The sequence below is a fragment of the Mycolicibacterium iranicum genome, from assembly GCF_014190915.1.
GTDB lineage: Bacteria > Actinomycetota > Actinomycetes > Mycobacteriales > Mycobacteriaceae > Mycobacterium > Mycobacterium iranicum_B.
The window spans coordinates 123,079-146,398 of the sequence record NZ_JACHVU010000011.1; the positions used below are offsets into that span (position 1 = coordinate 123,079).

General features: G+C 68.3%; 25 protein-coding genes. 11 read left to right on the forward strand and 14 right to left on the reverse strand.

The window, feature by feature from the left end; all coding sequences use genetic code 11:
- Position 1 precedes the first annotated feature (1 nt).
- The 3 genes from FHR72_RS20945 to FHR72_RS20955 form a co-directional block, all read right to left on the reverse strand.
- Positions 2 to 442 carry a response regulator gene (locus FHR72_RS20945; protein ID WP_183471730.1) on the reverse strand — a complete coding sequence of 147 codons (441 nt, stop codon included), beginning with the start codon at positions 440 to 442 and terminating at the stop codon, positions 2 to 4.
- A complete protein-coding gene (locus FHR72_RS20950) occupies positions 439 to 1,959 on the reverse strand; it encodes a sensor histidine kinase (RefSeq protein ID WP_183471863.1) in 1,521 nt (506 codons plus the stop codon). Before FHR72_RS20950 ends, FHR72_RS20945 begins: the two co-directional genes overlap by 4 nt.
- Before the next feature lie 77 nt (positions 1,960 to 2,036).
- Complete coding sequence (locus tag FHR72_RS20955; RefSeq protein WP_183471732.1) at positions 2,037 to 3,212, reverse strand: PP2C family protein-serine/threonine phosphatase; 1,176 nt, start codon at positions 3,210 to 3,212, stop codon at positions 2,037 to 2,039.
- Between the two features lie 286 nt (positions 3,213 to 3,498).
- Here FHR72_RS20955 and FHR72_RS20960 point away from each other — a divergent pair, with 286 nt between their 5' ends.
- The 4 genes from FHR72_RS20960 (at position 3,499) to FHR72_RS20975 (ending at position 6,299) form a co-directional block, all read left to right on the forward strand.
- Positions 3,499 to 4,713, forward strand: coding sequence for an acyltransferase family protein (locus FHR72_RS20960; protein ID WP_183471734.1), 1,215 nt, complete (start codon positions 3,499 to 3,501; stop codon positions 4,711 to 4,713).
- Between the two features lie 57 nt (positions 4,714 to 4,770).
- On the forward strand, positions 4,771 to 5,460 hold the full coding sequence (locus FHR72_RS20965) for an Rv0518 family GDSL lipase (RefSeq protein WP_183471736.1): 690 nt from the start codon (positions 4,771 to 4,773) through the stop codon (positions 5,458 to 5,460).
- 38 nt (positions 5,461 to 5,498) lie between these two features.
- Positions 5,499 to 5,786: a Dabb family protein gene (locus FHR72_RS20970; protein ID WP_183471737.1), complete on the forward strand. Its 288-nt coding sequence runs from the start codon at positions 5,499 to 5,501 to the stop codon at positions 5,784 to 5,786.
- A 141-nt stretch (positions 5,787 to 5,927) separates the two neighbouring features.
- Positions 5,928 to 6,299 carry a group I truncated hemoglobin gene (locus FHR72_RS20975; RefSeq protein ID WP_183471739.1) on the forward strand — a complete coding sequence of 124 codons (372 nt, stop codon included), beginning with the start codon at positions 5,928 to 5,930 and terminating at the stop codon, positions 6,297 to 6,299.
- A 4-nt stretch (positions 6,300 to 6,303) separates the two neighbouring features.
- Here FHR72_RS20975 and FHR72_RS20980 read toward each other — a convergent pair whose 3' ends face one another.
- Positions 6,304 to 7,047, reverse strand: a complete 744-nt coding sequence (locus tag FHR72_RS20980; protein WP_183471741.1) for a glutamine amidotransferase — start codon at positions 7,045 to 7,047, stop codon at positions 6,304 to 6,306.
- A 36-nt stretch (positions 7,048 to 7,083) separates the two neighbouring features.
- Between FHR72_RS20980 and FHR72_RS20985 the strand changes: the two genes are divergently transcribed.
- Positions 7,084 to 7,863: an O-succinylbenzoate-CoA synthase gene (locus FHR72_RS20985; protein ID WP_183471743.1), complete on the forward strand. Its 780-nt coding sequence runs from the start codon at positions 7,084 to 7,086 to the stop codon at positions 7,861 to 7,863.
- Between the two features lie 144 nt (positions 7,864 to 8,007).
- On the opposite strand, the gene aceA is transcribed toward FHR72_RS20985, so the two are convergent.
- From aceA to tenA, 5 genes are all read right to left on the reverse strand, one after another.
- Complete coding sequence (gene aceA / locus FHR72_RS20990) at positions 8,008 to 10,308, reverse strand: isocitrate lyase ICL2 (protein WP_183471745.1); 2,301 nt, start codon at positions 10,306 to 10,308, stop codon at positions 8,008 to 8,010.
- 35 nt (positions 10,309 to 10,343) lie between these two features.
- Positions 10,344 to 10,985, reverse strand: a complete 642-nt coding sequence (gene upp / locus FHR72_RS20995) for a uracil phosphoribosyltransferase (protein ID WP_183471748.1) — start codon at positions 10,983 to 10,985, stop codon at positions 10,344 to 10,346.
- Complete coding sequence (locus FHR72_RS21000) at positions 10,985 to 12,232, reverse strand: URC4/urg3 family protein (protein ID WP_183471750.1); 1,248 nt, start codon at positions 12,230 to 12,232, stop codon at positions 10,985 to 10,987. The genes upp and FHR72_RS21000 overlap by 1 nt, the downstream gene beginning before the upstream one ends.
- A complete protein-coding gene (locus FHR72_RS21005) occupies positions 12,229 to 13,467 on the reverse strand; it encodes a GTP cyclohydrolase II (protein ID WP_183471752.1) in 1,239 nt (412 codons plus the stop codon). Before FHR72_RS21005 ends, FHR72_RS21000 begins: the two co-directional genes overlap by 4 nt.
- A 63-nt stretch (positions 13,468 to 13,530) precedes the next feature.
- Entirely contained in the window at positions 13,531 to 14,241 is a 711-nt protein-coding gene (tenA, locus tag FHR72_RS21010) for a thiaminase II (RefSeq protein ID WP_183471754.1), read from the reverse strand.
- Positions 14,242 to 14,332: 91 nt separating this feature from the next.
- Here tenA and FHR72_RS21015 point away from each other — a divergent pair, with 91 nt between their 5' ends.
- From FHR72_RS21015 to ripD, 3 genes are all read left to right on the forward strand, one after another.
- Positions 14,333 to 15,019, forward strand: a complete 687-nt coding sequence (locus tag FHR72_RS21015; protein ID WP_183471756.1) for a DUF899 domain-containing protein — start codon at positions 14,333 to 14,335, stop codon at positions 15,017 to 15,019.
- Positions 15,020 to 15,062: 43 nt separating this feature from the next.
- Entirely contained in the window at positions 15,063 to 15,560 is a 498-nt protein-coding gene (gene tpx / locus FHR72_RS21020; protein ID WP_183471758.1) for a thiol peroxidase, read from the forward strand.
- A gap of 195 nt (positions 15,561 to 15,755) precedes the next feature.
- Positions 15,756 to 16,367, forward strand: coding sequence for an NlpC/P60 family peptidoglycan-binding protein RipD (gene ripD / locus FHR72_RS21025; RefSeq protein ID WP_183471760.1), 612 nt, complete (start codon positions 15,756 to 15,758; stop codon positions 16,365 to 16,367).
- 2 nt (positions 16,368 to 16,369) lie between these two features.
- On the opposite strand, the gene FHR72_RS21030 is transcribed toward ripD, so the two are convergent.
- The gene (locus tag FHR72_RS21030) at positions 16,370 to 17,320 is read right to left on the reverse strand and encodes an oxygenase MpaB family protein (protein ID WP_183471762.1); all 951 of its coding nucleotides are present in this window, start codon (positions 17,318 to 17,320) and stop codon (positions 16,370 to 16,372) included.
- Positions 17,321 to 17,465: 145 nt separating this feature from the next.
- On the opposite strand from FHR72_RS21030, the gene FHR72_RS21035 reads away from it, so the two are divergent.
- Positions 17,466 to 18,032 (forward strand): TetR/AcrR family transcriptional regulator, encoded by a 567-nt coding sequence (locus FHR72_RS21035; RefSeq protein WP_183471764.1) that lies wholly within the window; start codon positions 17,466 to 17,468, stop codon positions 18,030 to 18,032.
- Between the two features lie 400 nt (positions 18,033 to 18,432).
- Positions 18,433 to 19,626, forward strand: a complete 1,194-nt coding sequence (locus tag FHR72_RS21040) for a PE-PPE domain-containing protein (protein ID WP_260156148.1) — start codon at positions 18,433 to 18,435, stop codon at positions 19,624 to 19,626.
- A 273-nt stretch (positions 19,627 to 19,899) separates the two neighbouring features.
- On the opposite strand, the gene FHR72_RS21045 is transcribed toward FHR72_RS21040, so the two are convergent.
- Both FHR72_RS21045 and FHR72_RS21050 read right to left on the reverse strand, forming a co-directional pair.
- Positions 19,900 to 20,607, reverse strand: coding sequence for a CPBP family intramembrane glutamic endopeptidase (locus FHR72_RS21045; RefSeq protein ID WP_396888488.1), 708 nt, complete (start codon positions 20,605 to 20,607; stop codon positions 19,900 to 19,902).
- A gap of 19 nt (positions 20,608 to 20,626) precedes the next feature.
- Positions 20,627 to 21,166, reverse strand: coding sequence for a YdcF family protein (locus FHR72_RS21050; protein WP_260156149.1), 540 nt, complete (start codon positions 21,164 to 21,166; stop codon positions 20,627 to 20,629).
- A gap of 241 nt (positions 21,167 to 21,407) precedes the next feature.
- Between FHR72_RS21050 and FHR72_RS21055 the strand changes: the two genes are divergently transcribed.
- Positions 21,408 to 21,944: a hypothetical protein gene (locus FHR72_RS21055; RefSeq protein WP_183471770.1), complete on the forward strand. Its 537-nt coding sequence runs from the start codon at positions 21,408 to 21,410 to the stop codon at positions 21,942 to 21,944.
- A gap of 2 nt (positions 21,945 to 21,946) precedes the next feature.
- Here FHR72_RS21055 and FHR72_RS21060 read toward each other — a convergent pair whose 3' ends face one another.
- Together FHR72_RS21060 and FHR72_RS21065 are read right to left on the reverse strand one after the other, a co-directional pair.
- Positions 21,947 to 22,381 (reverse strand): MOSC domain-containing protein, encoded by a 435-nt coding sequence (locus FHR72_RS21060; protein ID WP_183471772.1) that lies wholly within the window; start codon positions 22,379 to 22,381, stop codon positions 21,947 to 21,949.
- 11 nt (positions 22,382 to 22,392) lie between these two features.
- The gene (locus FHR72_RS21065; RefSeq protein WP_221194118.1) at positions 22,393 to 23,127 is read right to left on the reverse strand and encodes a hypothetical protein; all 735 of its coding nucleotides are present in this window, start codon (positions 23,125 to 23,127) and stop codon (positions 22,393 to 22,395) included.
- Positions 23,128 to 23,320: the final 193 nt, after the last annotated feature.

A 23,320-nucleotide genomic window follows, 5' to 3' on the forward strand; every position in this document is an offset into this window, starting at 1 on the left:
GTCAGAACTGGGGGAGACGGACCACCTGGACGAAGAACTCGTCGATCTGGCGCACCGCGTTCATGAACTGATCGAGATCGACGGGCTTGGTGACATAGGCGTTGGCGTGCAGCTTGTAGCTTCGCAGGATGTCCTCTTCCGCCGAGGACGTGGTGAGCACGACGACCGGGATGGCACTGAGGTCGGGATCGGACTTGATCTGCTCCAGCAGCTGGCGGCCGTCGTACTTCGGCAGGTTCAGGTCGAGCAGGATGAGGTCCGGTCGCGGTGCACCCTCGTAGGGACCCCGCTTGTACAGGAAGTCGAGGCCTTCCTCGCCATCGTGGGCCACATGCAGGGTGTTCTTGATCTTGTTGTGCTCGAACGCTTCGCGGGTGATGAGCTCATCACCGGGGTCATCCTCGATGAGCAGGACGTCGATGGCGCGTTCAGCCGGTGTCATGAAGCCGATCCTTCCAGGACGGTGTCGGTCGTGTCATTCACCGCGACCGGAAGGGTGAACCGGAACCGGGTGCCTTCGGTGTAGGCCGTGTCGATCCAGATGGTGCCGCCGTGGTGTTCGACGATCTTCTTGCACAGCGCGAGCCCGATACCCGTTCCGCTGTAGGCGTCGCGCCCGTGCAACCGCTGGAAGATCACGAATACCTTGTCGCTGAACTCGGGGGCGATGCCGATGCCGTTGTCGGTCACGGTGAACGACCAACTCTGCTCGTCGGGATCCTCGCTGGGAACACAGTCGACCGTGATGTGCGGCGGCACGCCCTCGCGACGGAACTTGACCGCGTTGCCGATCAGGTTCTGCCACAGCATCGTCAGCAGCGTCGGGTCGCCCTTGATGGTCGGCAGGCCGTCGGCCGGCAGGTCGATGACCGCACCCGACTCGCCGACGGCGGTGGCCAGGTTCGACAGCGCGGCGTCCACCGCGGCGCCGAGGTCGACGTGGTCCTCGGTGGCGTTGAGCCTGCCGACCCGGGAGAACGTCAACAGGTCGTTGATCAGCACCTGCATCCGCTTGGCGCCGTCGACCGCGAAACCGATGTACTCGATCCCGCGGTCGTCGAGCTTGTCGCCGTATCTCTTCTCCAGGAGCTGACAGAACGACGCGACCTTGCGCAGGGGTTCCTGCAGGTCATGAGAGGCGACGTAGGCGAACTGCTCGAGTTCGGCGTTGGAACGGCGCAGCTCCTCGGCGTGGATGTCGAGCGCTTCGGCCGCCGCCCTCGAGGCGTCCAGCTCTTCGACGATGCGCAGCCGCATGTACTCCACGTCGGCGGCGATACCGCGGATGTCCTTCGGGCCCTGGGGCTCGATGCGTTCGGAGAAGCTCCCGCCGGCGATCCGCCGGCACGCTGCGGCCAGGGCCGACAGGGGACGCACGAGGGCGCGGCGGGTCAGCACGGCCAGCCCGACGATCGTCAGCGCGAACGCGAGCAGCATCGCGGTCAGCACGGCGTTGCGCACGGTGCGGATCGAGTCGAGCTCCGCCACGGCTTCGTTGCGCGCTTCGACGAGGTGGGCGTTCTGGGTCTGGAACAGCGAGCGCAGCCGGTCGAACTCGGTCTTGCCGATGGCCGTCAGCTCGGGGGGCACGACCGCGGGGCGCCCCGGCGTCACCGACGCGATGACCGGCTCGGCGTAGTTCGTGCGCCAGGATCCGGAGGCCTGCTCCAACGCATCGAGATCGTCCAGCAGGTCCGGGCGGTCCTGCTCGTGCACCCGCAGATCGGCCGACACCTGCTGCTCGGTGACCCTGCCGTCGTCGTAGGGCTGGAGGAACTGACGGTCCGCGGCGATCGCGTACCCACGCACGGCCGTCTCCTGGTCCCGCAGGGCAGCCTGAAGTTGATAGGCCGCAACGCGCGCCGGCCCGAGGTGGTCGATGAGCTGCGCGGTGACCTGGTCGGTGCGGTTCAGCAGCACGGCGACGGTGATACCGCCGATCAGCACGACCAGCCCCATCACCGACAGCACCACGTACTGCCAGCCCTGCACGGTCAGGCCCGCGGCGACCCGGCGGCGCCGCTGGTGATCCTCGCTCACGAGTGCGTCACCCGTTCGACCCGCACCACCGCGATGTCGTCGCTGATGCCGCCGTCGGACGCCGCGCGCTCCTCCACGGCGTCGATCAACGCGTCCACGAACGCCCGGCCCGGCAGGTGCGCGAGGGTGCGGGCGAGCTCGAGCAGCCCGGCCTCGCCCAGACGCTCGTTGCCGCGGCCGATGTGACCTTCGAACAGTCCGTCGGTGAGCAAGACCAGACCTTTGCCTTCGGGCAGCTCGACCTGCTGCGGTGTCCAATCGCGGCCGTGCAGCCCGAGCGCCGGGCCGCCGGCGGGCTCCACCCATTCGACCGTGCCGCCGCCGTGCAGCAGCATCCCCGGGTGCCCGGCACGCACAGCGGTGATCACGGACCCCTCCGGCGGGATCCTCAGGCTGAGCACCGTGGCGAAGATCCCCCGGCCCGCACGCTCGGCGCGCAGGATGCGTTCGAGCTGGTTCATCCGGTCAGAGCCGTGCAGACCCGCGAAGGTCAGCGCCCGCCAGGCGATGCGCAGCGCCACCCCGAGGGCCGCTTCGTCGGGTCCGTGGCCCGACACGTCGCCGATCATCACGTGCACGGTGCGGTCGGGGGTCTGGACGAAGTCGTAGAAGTCGCCGCCGAGCAGCGCGTTCTCGCGACTGGGCCGGTACTGGCTGACGATCTCGACGCCCGGGTTGTCGAGCAGGAGCGGCGAGGGGAGCAGACCCCGTTCCAGCCGGGCGTTCTCGCGGGCCCGCAGCTGGCTGGCCTGCAGGTCGACGGAGGTGAGCTCGGCACGCTTGCGTTCGATGGCGTACAGCACGGCGCGCCTCAGCACCTCGGGGTCTACCCGGTCCTTGATCAGGTAGTCCTGCGCTCCGGCCGATACCGCGGACACCCCGACGTGCTCGTCGTTCAACCCGGTCAGGACGACGACCGGGATGGTGTTGTCCTGTGTGGCGATGCGGTTGAGGCCGTTGATCCCGTCGGTGTCGTGCAGATGGAGATCGAGCAGGATGCAGTCGGGCCGGGCGAGGGCGATCTCCTGTTCGGCCTTGGCCATCGATTCGGCCCACACCACGTCCATCGGGACGCCGGCATCGGCGATCAGTTCCTCGACCAGGATGGCGTCTGCCCGATCGTCTTCGACCAGGAGCAGCGACAGCGCCGCGCTGTTACTGGGGGCAAGCATGATTCCCGGCACCCTTGCCGGCGCGCGCGCAGTGCGCGGGCCTATATGTTCGATTGACAATTCTCAGGAGAATACCTGGGCCCCTTACCGTGTGGACAACACATCCGCGGCGTTGCGTGCCGCCGTTGCCGAACCGGCGCTGGTAATCTCCGACCGGTCGCCGGCCACGACGGGGAGGTGGTCCTGCCGTAGCCGATGCCTCCACGGAGGCCGGTCTGCCGAGCGTCGCTGACGAGCCAACCCGATGACTGCCGCCCGAAAAAGACGATCGAACAATTTTGACGAAATGAGTTGTGTGCGCAGCGGAGAGATCAAAGCCTTGTCCGGCTTGCGCATCGTCGCCGCTCTCTGGGTCGTCCTGTTCCACTTCCGGCCGCTGCTGGCCGAAGCCGCCCCGGGTTTCAGCAGTGCGTTCGCCCCGATCCTGAACGCCGGCGCCCAGGGTGTCGACCTGTTCTTCATTCTCAGCGGGTTCGTCCTGACGTGGAACTATCTCGACCGCATGGGCGAATCGTGGAAGACCCGGGACACCCTGCGCTTCCTGTGGCTGCGGCTGGCCCGGGTGTGGCCGGTGTACCTGGTGACGATGCACCTGGCGGCCGCATTCGCCGTCTTCACGCTGTATGTGGGCGGCTTCCCCCTGCCACCTCCGGTCATCGAGTCGCTGAACGCGTTGAGCTGGCTCAAGCAGGTGTTGCTCGTCCAGCTGTGGTTCCAGCCCTATTTCGACGGGTCGAGCTGGAACGGCCCGGCGTGGTCGATCAGCGCGGAATGGCTGGCCTACCTGCTGTTCGGCGGGCTGGTGCTGATCATCTTCCGGATCGCGTCGGCCACCCGGGCGCGCGGTCTGATCTGGCTGGCCGTCGCGGCCGCGCTGGCTCCGACGCTGCTGCTGCTGGCTCACGGGGTGTTCTACACGCCGTGGAGCTGGCTACCGCGCATCATCATGCAGTTCACCGCGGGCGCCCTGGCCTGCGCGGCAGTGCGCAAACTGGTGCTCTCCGAGCGGGCCAGGAAGACCGCGGGCCTCACCTCGCTGGCGATCTGCGCCGTCATCGTGGGTGGGCTGTACCTCCTCGACGCCTACCCACCCGGGGACATGCTCGACGCCGGCGGTCTCGTCGACGTCCTCTTCGTGCCGTTCGTCGTCACGGTGTCGGTCGGGGCGGGCACCCTGCCCGCATTGCTGTCGACGCGGGTCATGGTCTACCTCGGCCACATCTCGTTCGGCCTCTACATGGTCCACGAGATCGTGCACACGGCGTGGAACTGGGCGGTGCTGCAGTTCGACATCCTGCTCACCCCGAGCTGGTGGGCCAAGCTCGTCGTCCTGGGATTGATCGTGCTGGCCGGCGGCGCAGCGGCCGCGCTCTACCACGGGGTGGAGGAGCCGGCCCGGCGGTGGATGAGGCGCATGGTCGAGCCGGCGCCCACCCGGGTGCCCCAGCCTCTGGAAGCGCCCGCGAGCAGGCTGCAGTCGGTCGCCGCGAGGGCCGGCTGACCGTCGCGAGCGGCGAGTCGACGGGGCAATGAAGTCGGCCGACCCTAGGCTGGTCCAGTGAGTCGCGTTCTGACAGTGGTGCTTTCCCTCGTGGTGCTTCTGGGCTCCGCGTCGGCGCCCGTTCCCCAGGTTGCGCACCATGACGTGCGATTCGCCGATTTCGAGCGCAACCGCATCGCCGTGATCGGCGATTCGTACACCACCGGCAGCGATCAGGGCGGTAACGGCCCGCAGGGCTGGACACCCCAGGTCTGGAGGGCACTGGCCCAAGGCGGCATCGCCGTGACCCCGACGGTGGCGGCCGAGGGTGGGGCCGGCTACTGCACCCGCGGCAACCGCGGCGGAGTCTTCGAGGACCTGACCGTGCGCGCGGTGAAACCCGACGACGTGCTTGTGGTCTTCTTCGGGTCGCGCAACGACATGAAGGTCGATCCGACCCGGTTGTCGATCGCGATGTACGGCACCCTGCGACTGGCACGCCAGATCGCACGCTCGGCCGACTTGCTCGTCATCGGCCCGCCTTGGACGGACGCCGATCCGCCACCGGAGATCCTGCGGATCCGCGACGTGCTGAGCTACCAGGCCGACCTGGCGGGGGCGACGTTCGTCGACCCTCTCGCCGCGCGCTGGTTCGCGGGTCGGCCCGACCTGATCGGCAAGGACGGCGTCCATCCCACCGACGCCGGGCACACCTACATGGCGGAGAAGATCGCCCCGTTGATCAGCGCCCGTCTGCACCCGTTCTGACGCCCCAGTGCGTTCACCAGCCCTGTTATGGTTTTCCGGTGATCCGCAACGTGGTTCTGGCCAAGCTGACGACGGGCTACGACGCCGCCGAGGTGGCGGCGATCCAGGAGGGCCTGCGGAATCTCGATTGCCCGGGTACGGTCCGCTACACCGTGGGCACGGATGCGGGACTGCGCGACGGGAACTGGGATTTCGTCATCGTCGCCGACTTCGAGGACGTCGCCGCCTACCGCGGATACGACGAGGATGCCGCACACAACGAACTGCGGGCACGGTTGGCGCCCTTCGTCGACCAGATCGCACGTGCCCAGTTCGACATTCCCTGATTCGGCATCGCCTGAATCGGCATCGCCTGATTCGGCGCGGCTGGTCCTCACCGCCCGTACAACCCTGCGGTGAGGACACGTTTACGCGTTCTCAAAACGGCGCGATGCCGGGTGTTACCGAGGACGGCCACTCTGTCGAGCGTGGGCATCTACGACCAGATCGGCGGCTCCGCGGCCGTCACCGCGGCGGTGGACGACCTCTACCGCAGAGTGATCGCCGATCCCGGGCTCAGTCACTACTTCGACGGCGTCGACATGAAACGTCTGAAGGCGCGTCAACGCTCATTCCTGGCGGCCGCCCTCGGGGGACACGAACCCGCACTCGTCCAGGACATGCGAGAAGCCCACTCCCATCTCGACATCGCCCCGCGTCATTTCGACCGGGCCGTCGACCATCTCGTGGAGACGCTCAGCGACCTCGGGGTCCGCGGGTCAGTCCTGGACCGGGTCGGCGCCCGTCTGGCTCCGCTGAAGGCCGAGGTCGTGGCCGGGCGGGCCGCGCGCGCGGGCTGAGGCGTCAGAGCGGGCGCGAGTAGCGGCGCACGAAGGTCCGCAGAATCTTCATCGGGTGGCTCACCCGGTATCGGCGTGCGGCATCCTTGAGCTGCTCGGCGGTCTCCGGCGCGAAGTACCCGTGGCCCTTGTACACATCGATCCTGGTGCAGATGCCGTCGAGGTCGAGCTCGGGATGGAACTGCGTCGCATAGACATTGGCTCCCACGCGGAACGCCTGCACCGGGCAGTGCGCCGAGGTGGCCAGCCGGGCAGCACCCGAGGGCAGCGACGCCGCCGACTCCTTGTGGCCGCCGAATGCGTCGAAGGTGTCCGGCAGCCCGGCGAAGAGCGGATCACTGCGCCCTTCCTCGGTCAGTTCGACGGTGAGTCCGGCGACCGGCTCGCTGTGGGAGCGGTCGATCACCGCGCCGACGGCGGTCCCCAGGGTGCCGATGCCGTAGCAACAGCCCAGGAACGGGAAATCGCGGGCGAGGATGTCGGCGAGCAGGTCGGCCAGCTCGGCCTCGACCCTGATCTGGGTGGGCGATTTCGAGGCCGGGTCGTCGCTGACGTTGTACGGGCCGCCGCCCAGAACGATGCCGGACCAGTCCGCGAGGTCGAGGCGTCCGAGTTCGCGGTGGGTGAGCCGGATCCGCGGCATGCTCGTCTCGTCGAGACCGGCGAAGCGCATCATCGCGCGGTACTCGTCGTCGGCGGCTTCGTCCTCGCCGCGGATCGACAACAACAGAAATGGGGCGTCGGCCACGGTTGAACCCTAGCGACGGGCTAGCTTTATCGGTCAGTGAGAACGCTCATCGATTTCGACAGTGCCCCCGTCTTCGCCGTCCCGACCCGCCATGGCGTCCGGGAGGGCGTCCTGCTCGACGGCCCGCAGGGGTGGGGGGAGTTCAGCCCGCCCGCCGACGCCGACGACGCGCTGGCGGCGCGATGGCTGACCGCGGCGATGGAGCCGAGCACCGTCGGTTGGCCCGATGCGGTGCGGGGCAGGGTGGCGGTCGCCGACCCGGCCGCCCGCGCCGTCGTCTCGGTCGTGGACGTGGACGCGGCGGTGACGCGGATCGACGGCCTGGGTACCGCGGTCGATCTGGTCGAGTTGGTGTGTGCCGACGCCGGGGACGTGGCCGCGGTCCGGCGACGCGTCGACGTGCCGGTGGGGGTGGATGTCGAGCTGCTGGAATCCGATCCGCACTGCGCCGATGTCGCGGTTCTGCGGTGCGGGGCCCTTGGGGGCGTGCGTCGCGCGCTGCGCCGGTTCGAGAGGCTCGGTATGCCCGCGGTGGTGCACTTCACCGGGACGACGAGCATCGGGCTTGCCGCCGACGTCGCACTCGCCGCAGCGCTCCCGGACCTGCCGTTCGCGTGCGGGCCGGCGCCGGAGTGGTTGCCCGAGGGCGATGTGGTGTCGGCGGCGCGCACGCTGGTGCCGGCGCAGGGCTACCTGCCCGCCGCGCCGATGCCCGCCGCACCTGACCCGGTGAAGCTCGCACAGTTCGCGGTGTCGGACCCGCAGGCCGTCGCCCGGTGGCGCGCGTGGCTGCATCGCGCGGCCGCCCTGCTCTGAGCCGCCCGAAAATCGGTTGCACCACGAATCCACGGTGGCGTTGACTGGGCTCGTGAACCCGTCAGGCGCATCGTGGGATCGATTGCAGTACAACGCAATCGGTGGTGCGTTCGGCCGCGACCGTGATGTCGCGGCCGCGCGGGCTCAATCCTGCTTGCTGATCAACCGGGTCAACGCCTCCCGGTCGGGAGCGAGGAGTTCGTCGATGCGCGGCTGGTTCACGTCGGCGACGATGATCTCCCCGACCTCCTGGTAGACGTCGCTGAAGATGCCGTGGGACTTCATCTTGTCGGTTTGGTAGATGTTGTCCTCGGTGGGCGTCACGTAGTAGACGATCTCGGCCTTGAACCGGTGGATCAGCCACAGGTGGATGACGTCCATCAGGCGCTTCTGCCGCAGGTGCTCGGCAAAGGTGTTCTGGTCGCGGACGGTCAGGATGCTGCGGCCGTGCCGGTCCTTGATGGGGTCGACCACGACGTTGGCCAGCGGCGCCGCACCCTCTTCGGCGCCGGCGCCGAGTATCTGGAGGTCGAGGACGTCCGAACCGGCGCGGCGGGGACGCAGTTGCACCCGCAACCGCTCGGGCAGCTCATAGTGCTCGCTCCACAGCGCCAGCCATTCCTCCAGCAGCTTCTTCGGCACCTCGGTCTGGACGAGGTGCTGGTGCTGGGTGGAACCCTTGCCCATCGACTTCGTCGTCGCCGTCCGTCCCGACGACGCCGCCAGCGCGGCATCGCTGCGCGGCCCGCCGACCAGGGTCTGCGGTGTGCGGTACGGGGATTCGACGAGGCGCATCTTGCGCTGCAGCCGCGCCAGCGCGAGCATGCCCTCCTGCCGCAGCGAGGTGGCGAACTCCTCGGAGGCCACACCGTCGACCTGGTGCCCGCCGTAGGTGATGAAGTTGAAGACGAACCCCATCTTGCCGATCTCCTCCGGGAACGCCCGCATCTCCTCGTCGGACATCCCCGTGGTGTCCCAGTTGAACGACGGCGAGAGGTTGTAGGCGAGCATCTTGTCCGGGTAGACGTCGTGGATCGCGTCGGCGAACTGCTTGGCGTCGGCCAGATCGGCCGTCTTGGTCTCCATCCACAGGATGTCGGCGAACGGCGCGGCGGCCAGCGACTTCGCGATCGCGTACGGGATTCCGCCGCGGACCTGGTAGTAACCCTCGGGGGTCTTGACCCTCTCGCAGTCCCAGGCCACGTCGGCACCGAGTTCCTTGGCTTTCTCGCGGGCGTTGTAGAGCGGCGCCCGCTCGGCGAACGCCCGCCATTCGGCCGCGCTCATCGACGGCGGTTCCCCCTCGCGCTCACGGAACTCCAGGAGCTCGGCGACGGCCTCGCCATAGGTGTTCAGGCCCGCGTCGTCCTGCCAGGCATCGACGAACCGCGATTCGACCTTGTCGAAGGCGGCGTCGATCGAGGCTTCGGTTCCGTCCTGCCAGGCGGTCGACGTCTCGTCGATCAGCGCGATGAGCCCCTGCCGCTGCAGCCACGCCTCTGCCGAGGCGTACTCCCCGTCGGGGAGGGCGTAGAGCAGATGCCCGTTGAGTTCGGTCACTCCCTTGTCGTAGAAGCGGCGCACCATCGCCAGGAAGCACGACTTGTACGACGGGATCTTCAGATTCGTGGCACCGAGCAGGAACGGCTGGTCGCGTTCGTCGGCCCGGCTGTCGATCAGGCTGGCCGCCTCGGCATCGGTGCGGGCGACGATGATGCCGGGCACGCGCATGATGTCCAGCTGGAACCGCGCGGTGTTGAGGCGCTTGATCTGCTCATCGGACGGCACCAGCACCTTGCCACCCTGGTGTCCGCACTTCTTGGTGCCGGGCCGTTGGTCCTCGATGTGGTAACCGGGCACACCCGCCTCGACGAAGCGCCGGATCAGGTTGCGTACGTGCGGATCTCCGCCGTGGCCGGTGTCCGCATCGGCGATGATGAACGGCCGGTAGTCCACGGGCGGTTGCGCGGCCCGTTGGTCGTCGGTCATCTGCAGGCGCAGGTACTGCTGGTTGCGGTCCGCGGTGAGCAGGGCCCGCACGATGCCCGCGGCCTCCTCCGGCACCTGGCTGAGTGGGTAGCTGGCCAGGTCGGGTCCGGGATCCTCGGAGATGGAACCCTTGGCCGAGGTGGCCCAGCCGCCCAGGTAGATGCCTTCGATGCCCATCCGCTTCATCACCACGGCCTGGCCGGGGGAGTAGGGGCCGAAGGTGGTGATGCTCCTGCCCTTGGCGAACAGCTCGCGCAGGTGCGGATGGAAGGCGGTCGCGGCCTCGCGCGCGACCGGATAGTCGGCGGGGATGGTGCCGCGTTGTTCGGCGACCTGCCGGGCCGTGTAGAGGCGGATGATCCCGTCGAATCGCGGGCTGTCGAAGTAGCTCTGCGTCTCGGCGACATCGCGCTCGAACGGCGTCTGGGGCTGAAGTTCAGCTTCGATGATGGCCATGACTCACCCTACGGCGGTGACGGCGTCCCCGGTGGTCACTTCGTGCCGAAGATGCGATCGCCGACGTCGCCGAGCCCGGGCAGGATGTAGCCCCGCTCGTCGAGTTCCCGGTCGATCGCCGCGGTGTAGATCGGCACGTCGGGGTGGGCCCGCGTCATCGCGGCGATGCCCTCGGGACAGGTGAGCAGGCAGACGAACTTGATCGACTTCGGGTGGCATTCGCGCAACCGGTCGACGGCCGCCACCGCCGAGCTGCCGGTGGCCAGCAGCGGGTCCACCACGACGACGTCGCGCTCACGCAGGTCGCCCGGCATCTTGAAGTAATACTCCACGGCCACGCGGATTTTCGGGTCGCGGTACAGACCGATGTGCCCGACGCGGGCCGAGGGCACCACGTCGAGCATCCCGTCGAGGATCCCCGTCCCGGCCCGCAGGATCGACACGAACACCAGCTTCTTACCGTCCATCACCGAGCCGGTGGTCGTCTCCATCGGCGTCTGCACCTCGATGTCCTGGACGGCGACGTCGCGCAGCACCTCGTAGGCCATCATGGCCGACACCTCACGGACCAGGCGCCGAAAGCTGTTCGTGGACGCATCCTTCCGCCGCATCAGCGTGATCTTGTGCGCGACCAGCGGATGGTCGACCACATGGACCCCGCCGCCCTGTACGGTCATCAGAACACCGTCCCGTCGCTGGTCACCGACAGCGGCGGCAGGCCGGCACGCAGCCGTTGCGCCGTGGCCCGGCCCGCCGCCCACGTGCCGCCTTCCAGGATTCGGGCCAGCGGCATCGCCTGCTCGTCCACCCCGAGCCGGCCCCGGACGAGCGGGGCCAGTTCGTCGAGCAGCGCGACCGTCAGCGCCCGCCACTCGATCACCATCTCGTCCGACGGGCTCCACGTCCGGGCCGCCAGCTGAGGGTCGCGCAGGGTCAGCACTCCGGAATCCAGGAGGAAACCGCCGTTGCGGTACTCGGGCAGGCCGGTCAGCGCGTCCACGCCGACCACGTCGACCCCGGCCCACTCGAACGGCTCGATCAGCGAATACGTCATCCACTGGGAGAGCTTGTGCAGCGGGACCCAGCCCGCCGTCAGGCCCGGCCCCGCAACGGCCTCGTGTCGCCAGCAGTCGCCGAGGGCGATGTCGCCGATCATCGTGCGCGACGGCCAGATCGGTGACAGCGCGGTGAGCAGCAGCGTGAGGATGTCGTGCGCGGCGACGGTGCCGGAGCCGGCCAGGACGTCGAACAGCCCACCGGGTCTCCCGCGTTCGCCGAACATGGCCGGCTGCGACGCGAGCACCTCGCCGAGGCGGCGCATCAAGGTGACCCGTCCGGCGAGGCCGACCAGCGGGTTGTCCTGCGACACCTGGAACGCGGTGGCCAGCGTGTCCTCGGTCAGCCCGCGCAGCCCGTCGGCATCGACCTGCAGCGGTCGTTCGCGGTCCGCCGAGAACGTGCCGGCGAGAAACGCATGGAAGCTGGCGATGCCGAGTCCCTCGGAACGGGCGTACCGGATCTGCCGGCCGTCGCGGATCTCGTCGTACCCCCAGTCCGGACCGGCCCCGGCGTCGAGCAGGACGCTGACGACCGTCAGGTCGACCATCGCGCGGGCGCGTTCGCTGCCGTCTGCGGTACCGAGCAGACTGTCGAGATCTGCGCGCCGGTCGATTTCGCCGGCGCCGAAGTGCCGCCACCGGCTGTGGTAGGGGATGTCCAGATCCGGGAACCGCGCCTTCGTGAGCGCCGCGACCTCGTCGGCCGCGACGGCCAGGGCGCCGTCGTCGACACCGAACCACCGCGAGTCGCCGCGGCGCGCCCGCTCCAGCAACTGCCCTGAACGATGCCGCACCGCGTCGGCCGTGCGCAGCAGCGCGGCGGCCTGCGCCGCGGTGCCCGCTCCGACGCCTGTCTCGACCGTCATGCGTTCAGGCCCCTGCCCTTGGCCTTCTTCAGCTCGACCGTGTCGGGGACCTCGCCCGCCGTGTAGTACCCGGCGGCGGTCTTGGCGTCGATCTCCACCTGCGCGTCGGCCGGTATCAGCTCGTCGGGGATCGAAACTCGTTCGCCCACTGCGATACCCGACCCGGTGATGGCGTCGTACTTCATGTTGCTCATCGACACCAGCCGATGGATCCTGCGGATGCCCAGCCAGTGGAGCACATCGGGCATCAGCTCCTGAAAACGCATGTCCTGCACGCCCGCCACGCATTCGGTGCGCGCGAAGTACTGGTCAGCCGTGTCACCGCCGGTCTGACGCTTGCGGGCGTTGTAGACGAGGAACTTGGTCACCTCGCCCAGCGCGCGGCCCTCCTTGCGGGAATAGGCGACCAGGCCGACGCCGCCGCGCTGGGCGCCCTGGATGCACTCCTCGATCGCATGCGTCAGGTACGGCCGGCAGGTGCAGATGTCGGAGCCGAACACGTCCGAGCCGTTGCACTCGTCGTGCACCCGGGCGGTCAGCTCGACCGAGGGATCCGCCAGCGCGCGCGGGTCGCCGAAGATGTAGAGCGTCTGACCTCCGATGGGGGGAAGGAACACCTCCAGGTCCGAACGCGTGACCAGTTCGGGGTACATACCGCCGGTCTCTTCGAAAAGCACACGGCGCAAATCGGATTCGCTGCAACCGAACCGGCGGGCGACGCCGGGCAGGTGCCAGACCGGTTCGACGGCGGCCTTGGTGACCAGTGCCGCGCCGGTGGGCAGCAGCACCCGGCCGTCGGGGACGAGCCGGCCCCGGGCCAGCGCGTCGTGCACCTCGGGGAGGATGACCTGCGCCTTGGTCACGGCGATCGTCGGGCGGATGTCGATGCCGCCGGCGATCTCTCGGTCGAAGACCTCGGCGACCATGGCTCCCCAGGGATCCAGGCTCACGATGGCCTCCGGGTCACCCCACTGCGGATGCGGACCGATGACGTCGGTCGGCGAGGTGTTGGTCAGGTCGGCGCGGTGTTCCCGCGACAGCGTGCCCGCCGCGACGGCCAGCGCCCGGTACACGCCGTAGGCCCCGCTGTGCGTGCCGACGACGTTGCGATGCCCCCGCTCGGTGGTGGTCCCGACGACCGGCCCGCGCTCGGCCGCGGTGGGCGCCCCCCAGCACAGCGCCGGTGCGTCGCTGCCTCCGCTGTGCGACGTCAACCTGATGTGTCCGCCGGACATCTCACTCCTCGCTCAGAAGGAAGCCGCCAGCATAGTCCGGGATCCGCGCCGGCGCCGGTCCGATCAGACGGGCCACACCTCCCGGCGGTATGCGGCGTCGAAGAACATCCACTCATACCGCGACGTCACCACGAAATGCTCTCGGGCGGTCGCGTCGTCAGCCGGAGTCAGCTCCGGTCCGATGCGGTCGGCCAGCGCCAGCACCTCGGTGACGGTGGCGGCGAACTCGTCACCGCCGTAGCTGTCGATCCACCGCTGATACCGCGCGTCCGAGGACCCCCGCTGCAGCAGTTCGGCTCCCACCTCGGCATAGATCCAATAGCAGGGCAGCACGGCCGCCAGGCCGTCGGCGAAGCTGCCGCCATACGCGGTGGCGAGCAGATAACTGTTGTAGGCCAGCGTCGTCGGAGCCACCGGCACGGCGTCGACGGCCTCGGTCGACAGGCCGAGTGCGGGCAGCAGCTCGCCGTGCAGGGACAGTTCGACGTCGAAGACCTCGGCGGCGTGGCGGGCGAACATCGCGGTGTCGGCCAGGGTCGGCGCCTTCGCGGCCACCACGGCCAGCGCCCGGGCGTAGGTCCGCAGGTAGTGGACATCCTGCGCCACGTAACCGGCGAAGGCGTCGGCGGGCAGCGTCCCGTCGGTGAGGCCGGTGACGAACGGATGAGCGATGATCGCCTCGAAGGTCGGGGCGATCTCGTTCCACAGCGACGACGACCACGAACCTGCGACGTTGGGGCCGATGCGCGGGGCGGTGGTGGTGTCGCTGGGCATGCCGGTGTCCTTTCGACGATGAGTTTCCGGGCGCGCGATGGTCTCAACATCGACGAGCACGACCGAACCGAGCTTCCGGAGGGTGACTGTAATGACCGAACCGAAGTCCCTGCCGCCTGTGGTCGACGCCGGCGCGTGGCGACAGGCTCTCGACGAGTTGCGGGTGCGCGAGAAGGCCGCGACTCGTGAACTCGACGCGATCGCCGCCCAGCGTCGGCGCCTGCCGATGGTCGAGATGCCGGACTACACGCTCATCGGGCCCGGCGGGCCGATCCGTCTCGTCGACATCTTCGACGGGCGATCGCAACTCATCGTCTACAACCACATGTGGAACGACGGCGCCGAATGGCAGTGCGGTGGGTGCACCGGGTACACAGCGCAATTCACCAGACTGGACTTCCTTGCCAACTACGACGCCCGGTTCGTGATCGTCACGGCGGGCCCCATCGACGAAGCCTTGGCCTATCGCGACAGGGTGGGCAACCGGATGGAGTGGTACTCGTCGTCGGACAGTCCGTTCGCCGCCGATGTCGACGCCGCCCCGGGAACCGGCTTCGGGGTGAACGTCTTCCTGCGCGACGGCGACACGGTCTACCGCACCTGGCACACCAATGGCCGTGGCACCGAACAGCTCAGCCACACCTTCCCGCTCGTCGACGTCCTGCCCTGGGGCCGGCAGGAGGAATGGCAGGACTCACCGCAGGGCTGGCCGAAGAGTCCGACGTACTCGGGCTGGCTCGATTCGCCGGACGTGGCACGCCTCTACGGGAGCGGGTGACCCCGGCGCGACCAAAGGGCCGGCGCTTGGCAGACTGTGCCCCATGGCACAGATAACTTTGCGCGGAAACCCGATCAACACCGTTGGCGAGCTGCCCGCTGTCGGATCTGCGGCACCGGGCTTCTCGCTCACCGGCACGGATCTCGGCACGGTCGGCGACGATCAGTTCCGCGGCAAGCCCCTGCTGCTCAACATCTTCCCGTCGGTGGACACGCCCGTGTGCGGGGCCAGCGTGCGCGCGTTCAACGAGCGCGCGGCCGAAGACGGCGTGACGGTGCTGTGTGTCTCCAAGGATCTGCCGTTCGCGCAGAAGCGTTTCTGCGGCGCCGAGGGCATCGAGAACGTGACGACCGCGTCGGCGTTCCGCGACAGCTTCGGCGAGGACTTCGGCATCACCATCACCGACGGTCCGATGGCCGGCCTGCTGGCCCGCGCGGTCGTGGTGGTCGGGGCCGACGGCAACGTCACCTACACCGAGCTCGTCCCGGAGATCGGACAGGAGCCCGATTACGACGCGGCGCTGGCCGCGCTCAAGGCGTGAGGCGCGACACACCCTAGAGGGCGACGCGCCGATATAGGTCACCGTTCGATTCCGGTCCGGCAACTGTCTCGTGCACGGTCCTGCGACGACGTAAATACGCCGCTGTGCGTGGTGTAGAAGTGGTCATAGTGACTGTTGTTAATTGAGATGTCCGGTGCCGTCAGGCGCCGGCGGCGGGAAAGCGGTGGAACTGCAATGCGACGCGTCTTCGTCTTGGTGATCGGGCTCGCCCTCCTGTTGGCGACACCGGGTCTGGCGACGGCTCAGCCCGCGCGGTCGGCGACCAACCAGAAGGCGGTCGACGCCGTGATCGCGCGGGCGTTGTCACAGCGGGGCGTCCCGTTCGCCTACGGCGGCGGCGGCGCATCCGGGCCCAGCAAGGGCACCGTCGCCGCCCCGGAGCAGCCCGGCCTCCCGGACCAGGCGGCGATCGACGCCCAGTCCTCGGGCCTGACACCCGGCCTGAACCTGCCGACCGTGACCCCCGGGGCGACGCTGCCCGCGCCCGCGCCCGCCCCGCGCGTCGAGGTGGTCGGCTTCGATGCATCCGGCCTCATGGTCTACGCGTACGCCGGTGTGGGAGTGAAGCTTCCGCGGTCCTCCGGTGAGATGTACAAGGTCGGCCAGAAGGTGAGCCCGGCGCTCGCCCTGCCCGGCGACCTGCTGTTCTACGGACCGGAGGGCACGCAGAGCGTGGCGCTCTTCATCGGCAACGGCCAGATGGTCGAGACCACGGACACCGGTGTCGCGGTGTCACCCGTGCGCACCAAGGACATGACGCCCTACCTCGTGCGCATCATCTCCTGACGCTAAGGCTGGACGGCCCCGGGAACTTTGTAGGCGTACGACTTCTTCTGACGTTCCTTCATCTTCTCCAGGCACCTGTGGTGCTTGCGGGCGTGGTAAGCGAGCGGGAAGTAGGTCAGACGGTCGGGCAGGACGCGGTAGGCGAGGCGGATCATCCGGTAGATGCGCATCAGCTGCCGCTGTTCCTCCGGGCTCCAGGTGACGCCGAGCTTGACCCTCAGACGCGGATCGAGCAGACCCACCACCGACAGGTAGTTCAACCGGATGCCCGGACGCGCGAGCGCGCGGGCGACGGGGTGCAGGATCCTCGGCAGTGAGTCGGGCAGGTCGACCCTGCCGGTCCTCATCTCTTCGATCAGCTGCAGTGCCTGCGGTGTGCCCTCCAGCTTGTCGACCCAGGACTCGAAGTAGTCGTCCATCTCGGCGATGGTCTCCGGATATCCGCGCATCGGGACGTGCAGCAGGCGCGCCAGCCGGCGGTTGTCTCGGAGCAGCTCCTCCTTCTCCGCCTCGGTGAAATCCCGGCCGATGAGCAGCCTGCCACCCTGGGCGGTGACGATGTACCCCGTCGCGATGACCCACTGGTAGGACTGCGGATTCAGCGCGCTGATCTGCTTGCCCGACGCGGCGCTCCTCATGGTGATCGGCTGGTGCATCGCGCGCACCCGGTTGCCCTCGGCCACCGCCTCGGTTCCGCCGTAGGTCCACCGCAGCACCGAGTCGATGGAGCGGATGGCGCGGCCGCCCGGGTCACCCTGGAAGGCCGCGGAGTAGCGGCCGGTGACCTCGGCGATCACGGGTTCCATGGCCTGCATCATGAACGCGGCCCCGTCGACGATCAGGAACGTCCACCGGCCGGTGTGCTCGGCGGTGAGGGAGTCCAGAGGGACCAGTTCGGGCGCAGCCGGCTCGTCGTCACTGGGCAGGACGTCGACGTCCGTGATGGCGGTCATGGGTGTGTCAAACCTCCGGTGGTAGGAATGCCGAACGCTAATATGACCGAAAGGTCGCATTCAAGTCGCATCAGGAGTGCTTGTGAGTGCCGATAGACGCACGTCAGCGCGCCGAAAGGCGCCACAGCAGGAACGGTCCCGCGAGATGGTCGCAAAAATCGTGGGCACCGCCGCCGAACTGCTGCTCAAAACTGACCCTGAACAGCTCACCACGAACCTGATCGCCGACAAGGCCGGTGTGAGCAAGGGCTCCATCTATCAGTACTTCACCAACAAGGAAGAGATCATCAACGCCGCAATCGAGCGGCTGGCGGCCCAACAGGCGCCGGCGATCGAGGACATGCTGCGGTCGGTCACCCTCGATCAGCCCGAGAAGGCGATGGAATCGTCCATCGACATCCTGATCGACTTCACCATCGCCAACCGGCGCCTGATCCGATACCTCGCCGAACGTCCCGATCACGTCCGCACGTTCGAGAACATCTCGGGGCTGAACGCGACCCTGCTCGCCATGGCCACGCTGCACATGGGCCATTACCGCGATCACTACCGCCACGAACTGAGCCCGCGGGCGCTGGCGTGGCTGTTCTTCAACATGGCCGTCGCCACCACGATGCGCTACATCGAAGCCGATGATCCGATCAGTCTCGAGGAATTGCGCAGCGGGCTGAAGTTCGCCTCCACCGGCCTGCTCGCAGGCGCCCAGGACTAGACCCGCGGCGGCGGTGAAAGCGATTCCGCAACAACGGATTTGACGGCACTGTCGATTGCCGTTCACCTCCTTGCCACCGGCTCGGCAGCAAACGATTGCATGCGCGTGCCATAGCGCGTCGTAGGACGCCGCGAAGATTAACTGAACACCCGTGCTCCATTTCGGCTGCCGTGCGCCCGCGGGTGGGCGAGGTGCTATCTGCTGACCAGCTGTGCCGCACCGACGAGGACGTCGATGGACGCGCCGTTGTCGAGTTCTCGTTAAATATTGTGAGATTGACGGGCGTCCATTAATCTCATCTCGCCGGACCACCCGCCTTCCAGCCCGCCTGGATCGCCCCACCCGAAGGACGTACGTGCGCGGAATCCTCGCTGCGGCTGGCGCCGCAACGGTTGCTGCCTTGAGCGCGGCCACCCCCCAGCCCCCCGCCCTGGCAGCAAATGTCCTGACGGTGACGGGTTATACCTTCGGGGGCACCATCGAATGGGACATGGCCGAGATCTTCCAGGGCGCCTACTGCTCGGAGGCGTCCGGCAACACCTGCTCCGCGGTCCGTTATCTGTCCGGGCTGCCGGTCGGCGGCGAGGCAGACGGTCTGCGGGCCCTGCGGGCGGCCATCAACACGACTGCGTCGCCGACCACTGTGGTGGGCTTTTCGCAGGGCGCCACGATTTCGACGCACTGGATCAGGGAGAACGCCGGCGACGACGACGCGCCGTCGCCGGACGAGCTGTCCTTCGTCCTGGCCGCCAACCCGCTCCGCAAGTACGGCGGAATCCGCAGCCGTCTCGGGATCGACCAGCCGACTCCCGGCAGCGAGTACAACGTCCTCGACATCGCGATCCAGTACGACGGAGCCGCCGATTTCCCCGACAACCCCCTGAACATCCTCGCGGTGGCCAATGCCATCGCCGGTTTCCAGTACGTGCACATCTTCGGCTACCAGGACATCGACCTGGACTCTTCGGAGAAGCTGGTGTGGACCGAGGGGAACACCACCTACGTCCTGCTGCGGCGCGAGAACCTTCCGCTGCTCGAGCCGCTGCGCATGCTCGGGCTCGACGAACTCGCCGACCGGCTGAACGGCCCGCTCAAGGAGATCATCGACTCCGCCTACGACCGCGACTATCCGGGCCTGGTGGATCCCGCCGACCACGACGAAGTCCTGCAGGACGCGCTGTCCGGTACGACCGGCAAGCATGCGCTGGGCGGTCCGCGCGCGTCCCGCTTCTCGCTGGTCGCCGACCAGCAGGTCGACGGCGTGAGCGGCGTGGGCCGGCATTCGGCACCGGACGCCACGGTCGACACCGGATCAGCGGTCGACGGCGAGTCCGACTCCACCCCGGTGACCTCCGACGGGGACGAGGCCGCTGAGGACACGGACGTCGCAGACACTGACGACACCGGCACCGACGACGCGGCCGCGGACGACACCGACGATGCGGCCACGGACGACACCGAGGACACCGACGACACGGCCGCGGACGACGCCGACATCGACGACACCGACACGGACGACGCCGGCACCGACACCGGAAACACCTCTGCTTCAAGCAGCGACGCCGACTCGTCGTCGGGCGATTCGCAGACCTGACCCAGAAGCACTGCTACGCAACGGTCCAGCGCACCTGGACTGAGCTGATGGACCGGCACCCGGCGTTACGCTCACGCCGTGGGAGCCGACCTGATCGGATCATGGCTTCGCATAGGCGATCTGGGATTCTTTCTGGACGGGCATCGAGGCGTCTGTCGCGCAGGCGTCGCCCCCGGTGCGGCGTGGCTGTGTGGTGGCCTTCGCGCCGAGGACGCCGAGAGCGTGGTGATCGTGGCCGGGACGAGTATCTCGCCGGGGCATTCGACGCAGCGGTCAGGCCGCCGGCAGAGCACCGGCCACGGTGAACATGAGCACTAGGCCCGGCAACAGGTTGGTCACCTGGTGGGCGACCACACCGGCGGTGAGGTTGTCGGTGTACAGGCGTGCCAGTCCGATCGGAACGGCCACCACCAGAAGCAGAGGTATCCGAGTCCACTCGAAATGGGCGACGGCGAAGACGACGGTGGTGACCGCGAACGCGACCCACCGCCCCCACCGCTGATCGACGGCGCCCCAGAGCAGGCCGCGATAGACGATCTCTTCACAGATCGGTGCGACGATGGCGATCAACACGAAAACGGCGACGGCCCAGGCCCAACTGCCTCGCGCTCCTCCGAAGACCTCACCGGCTGCCGAGGTGGCCTCGTCCCCGACCACGCTGGTCCACAGCAACGACGCCGGAATCGTGATCGCGAGGCCGGCGATGCCGAAGAGCAAGCCGATTCCTGCCGCGTGCCAGGAGAATCGCATCCGGAGGTCGACGCGTGGGCCGTTGCCTCGCAGCCTCGTCACGACGATCGCCAGCACCGCCGCGAGCACACTCGGAATGCCCACGGACAGCAGGATCGTGGAGACGGATTCCGGCCCGGGGCCGGCCAGGGCGAGCGCGAGGAGTACCGACGACGCCAGGTACGCGGTCTCGACGACGACGAACGCGCCGAGGCCCCATCGATGCCGGCGCGCGCTCTGCTGGGCCGTCACCACCGAACGCTCGCGCACGTCAGGTGACGGCGATGAACGGACTGATGACGTCCCGGACGAACTGGGCGACGTTCACCGACGGATTGTTGTCGGGAAAGCTGACGGTCGCCAGAATGTTGCCACCGGCATCGGCGAAGTTGCCGTCAGCGCGGTCCTGGTGTGACGACGAGGTCACCAGGATGATTCCGGACGTGTCGGCCTGCTGTGCCAGCGGCACCGAGAAAGCCGCGTTCTGCACAGTGCTGTTGGCTCGGTCCTCGACGATGATGCGTTCCTCGGGAATCCCGTACAGCCGCAACATCTTGCGCATCTGGCCGGCCTCGGTGTTGCCGTTGCGGGGATTGCCGCCGGTGACGATGATCGGCGATTGCGGAAACATGTGTCCCACAGCCATACCCGCGAGGACCCGCGTGTGCAGGATCAGGCGCATGGTGCCGTCGGGTTTGAGGCCGTAGCCCAGGATGACGATCGCCGGCCTGCTGAAGTCCTTGGCCACCACGGGTGGCGCGGCGTGAGCGGTGCCGACCGCCGCGCCGCCGGCGACCGAACCGAAAGCCATGACCGCGGCGAGCACCACCGCAGCGCACCGGGACGTCAGACCGCGGCGGACCCCTGCGGGTCGCAGCGCCGATCGCCGCGCCGATCTCAGAGCAGGTCCCCGACCAGGTCTCAGTGTCATCAACCCGTTCATCGCCACGGGGACCGAACTCATTACGGTCGTGTCTCGAACGGCCAACGATGCGCGCTCATCGGTTCCTGACATTCGCGTAGTCCGCCGGCACGTGGTCTGGTGGAAGATGATGTCTTCCACCAGCCCACTCCCGCGCCGCATCACGATCGCCGGGTCCGCTGCGCTCGCGGCGGCGCCCCTGATCCTCATCGCCGCGCCCGGCGCGTCGTCGGCCCCCGCCTACGACGGCCGGGGCTACCTCGATTCGACCGCCCGCTGCGCGGCGCCGGACACCGCGGTCGTCTTCGGCAGCACCGCGAGCTCCCGCATCGCCGTCTGTGAGGACGCCGACGGCGACCTCGAATACCGCGGCGTGCGGGTTCGCGACGGCGCCCGGTTGATCCTGCCCGCAACGAATTCTGCCGACGGCGCGTTCACCGCGACCAACGACGGCATCGATTACATGGTGACCGCCGACGCGCTGGTCATCAGCGAGCAGGAGAAGGTTCTTCGGGACGAACCGATGGTCGACTTCCACCGCCCAGGGTCCTCGGGCAGCTCCACGGGCGGTTCCACCGAAAGCCCCTCGGCGACCGAGGAACCCGCACCGACGACGCCGCTGCCGCCACCGCTGCCCGCCGAGGTCGGTGGTGACGAGGGCGGCTGACCTCAGCCCTGCGGGACCTCGACGTGGTCGCCGACCCTGATCGGACCGGATGTCAGCACGCGGCAGATCGAACCTCCGCGCCGGCTCATGGCCCGCGCCGCACCCGGCGCGATCCAGTCGTCGAGGAGTCGGCACGGCGCGGCGACACGCACCACCTCCAGCTCGACCTCGCCGATCCGCAACCGCGAACCCGGGCGGGTGGGAATGACGCCGCCGTCGACGGTCACGTTGCGCCGCGTCGCGCCCGGGTCCACGGCGAGACCCAGCTCCGCGGCCGCGTGTTCGAGCATCTCCTGGGACTGGATGCTGACGTGCCGGTGCTTGGTGCCGTGGTAGCGATCCCCGACGAGACCACGGCCCGCCTCGGCCTCGACACAGGTGACCGAGCGGGTCGGCACCTTGCGGCCGGGCGCGAGGTGAATGGCGACGATGTGCACGGCGCGTCAGTCTATTTCGGGCCGAGGGGGCGGGGAAGCAGCGAGATCTTCTGCCAGATCTTGCTGGACAGCTCCGTGGTCAAGGTCTCGATGTAGGAGATGGTCTCGAGCACCACTGCGTCGGTGCTGTACTGGGCGCACAACGCCGCGGTCTTGGCGGTCAGGCTGAGAAGTTCGGAGCAGTAGTCCAGGTAGTGGTGCAGTTGCTCGGCGTCGAGCCCGTGGATCACGCTCTCGGAGGTGGCCGTGTAGCCCGGTCGGAGCTGCTCGGGATCTTTGGACAGCTGATGCATGTCGATGACGTGGGCGAAAGAGCGCATGCCGTGCAACAGCCGCAGAAGCGAACGGCGCTCCAGACGTTCGGGGAAGGCCCACAGGAACACGACCGCGATCGCGGCGAACACCAGGTCGTTGATCACGCTCTCGACCAGCGGCACCCAGTCGGAGCTGTGCTCGAGCCCGTCGGTGACCGCGGTGCGCATGCTGACCACGAGCGCCACGACCGTCGCGACGATGATCACGATGCCGGCCGTCCGGGCGATCAACGTCATCCGGCGTAGTCGCGCGTGTGACTGCTCGGCCTCGGTGGCGACCGAATCCACCAGGCGACCGAGGTCGCGCGCGGCCTTGGTCAGGCCACGTTCACCGAACCGGGCGTGGATGCGGCGTTCCAGGTGGGTGACGGTGTCGCCGACATGCCCGGAGGACAGCTGAATCCGGTCCCCGGCCGGGCTGGCGTTCGTCACGTCCTGACTGTAGGACCGCCCCGCGGGGAACGGCCGCCGATTCGAAACGCACCAGCGCACACAGCGAAGTCACACGGATTCCGCAGCGAAACAGCATTTTCTTTGCTGAGCCGAGTCGCCGCTTTAACTGACGCCGCCGTTAGCAAATCATTCGATCATGAGAATTTGTCTCATTGAGCTAGACAGGAGGTCA

Bases quoted from the DNA above. Each gene is read 5' to 3' on its own strand.
- FHR72_RS20945 (WP_183471730.1), bottom strand. From the start codon at position 442: ATGACACCGGCTGAACGCGCCATCGACGTCCTGCTCATCGAGGATGAC.
- aceA (WP_183471745.1), bottom strand. From the start codon at position 10,308: ATGGCCATCATCGAAGCTGAACTTCAGCCCCAGACGCCGTTCGAGCGC.
- FHR72_RS21005 (WP_183471752.1), bottom strand. From the start codon at position 13,467: ATGTCCGGCGGACACATCAGGTTGACGTCGCACAGCGGAGGCAGCGAC.
- FHR72_RS21030 (WP_183471762.1), bottom strand. From the start codon at position 17,320: ATGACCGCCATCACGGACGTCGACGTCCTGCCCAGTGACGACGAGCCG.
- ripD (WP_183471760.1), top strand. From the start codon at position 15,756: ATGCGACGCGTCTTCGTCTTGGTGATCGGGCTCGCCCTCCTGTTGGCG.
- FHR72_RS21055 (WP_183471770.1), top strand. From the start codon at position 21,408: ATGTCTTCCACCAGCCCACTCCCGCGCCGCATCACGATCGCCGGGTCC.
- FHR72_RS21015 (WP_183471756.1), top strand. From the start codon at position 14,333: ATGACCGAACCGAAGTCCCTGCCGCCTGTGGTCGACGCCGGCGCGTGG.
- FHR72_RS21000 (WP_183471750.1), bottom strand. From the start codon at position 12,232: ATGACGGTCGAGACAGGCGTCGGAGCGGGCACCGCGGCGCAGGCCGCC.
- FHR72_RS20960 (WP_183471734.1), top strand. From the start codon at position 3,499: ATGAGTTGTGTGCGCAGCGGAGAGATCAAAGCCTTGTCCGGCTTGCGC.
- FHR72_RS20950 (WP_183471863.1), bottom strand. From the start codon at position 1,959: ATGGGGCTGGTCGTGCTGATCGGCGGTATCACCGTCGCCGTGCTGCTG.
- upp (WP_183471748.1), bottom strand. From the start codon at position 10,985: ATGACCGTACAGGGCGGCGGGGTCCATGTGGTCGACCATCCGCTGGTC.
- FHR72_RS21035 (WP_183471764.1), top strand. From the start codon at position 17,466: ATGGTCGCAAAAATCGTGGGCACCGCCGCCGAACTGCTGCTCAAAACT.
- tpx (WP_183471758.1), top strand. From the start codon at position 15,063: ATGGCACAGATAACTTTGCGCGGAAACCCGATCAACACCGTTGGCGAG.
- tenA (WP_183471754.1), bottom strand. From the start codon at position 14,241: ATGCCCAGCGACACCACCACCGCCCCGCGCATCGGCCCCAACGTCGCA.
- FHR72_RS20955 (WP_183471732.1), bottom strand. From the start codon at position 3,212: ATGCTTGCCCCCAGTAACAGCGCGGCGCTGTCGCTGCTCCTGGTCGAA.
- FHR72_RS21050 (WP_260156149.1), bottom strand. From the start codon at position 21,166: ATGGCTTTCGGTTCGGTCGCCGGCGGCGCGGCGGTCGGCACCGCTCAC.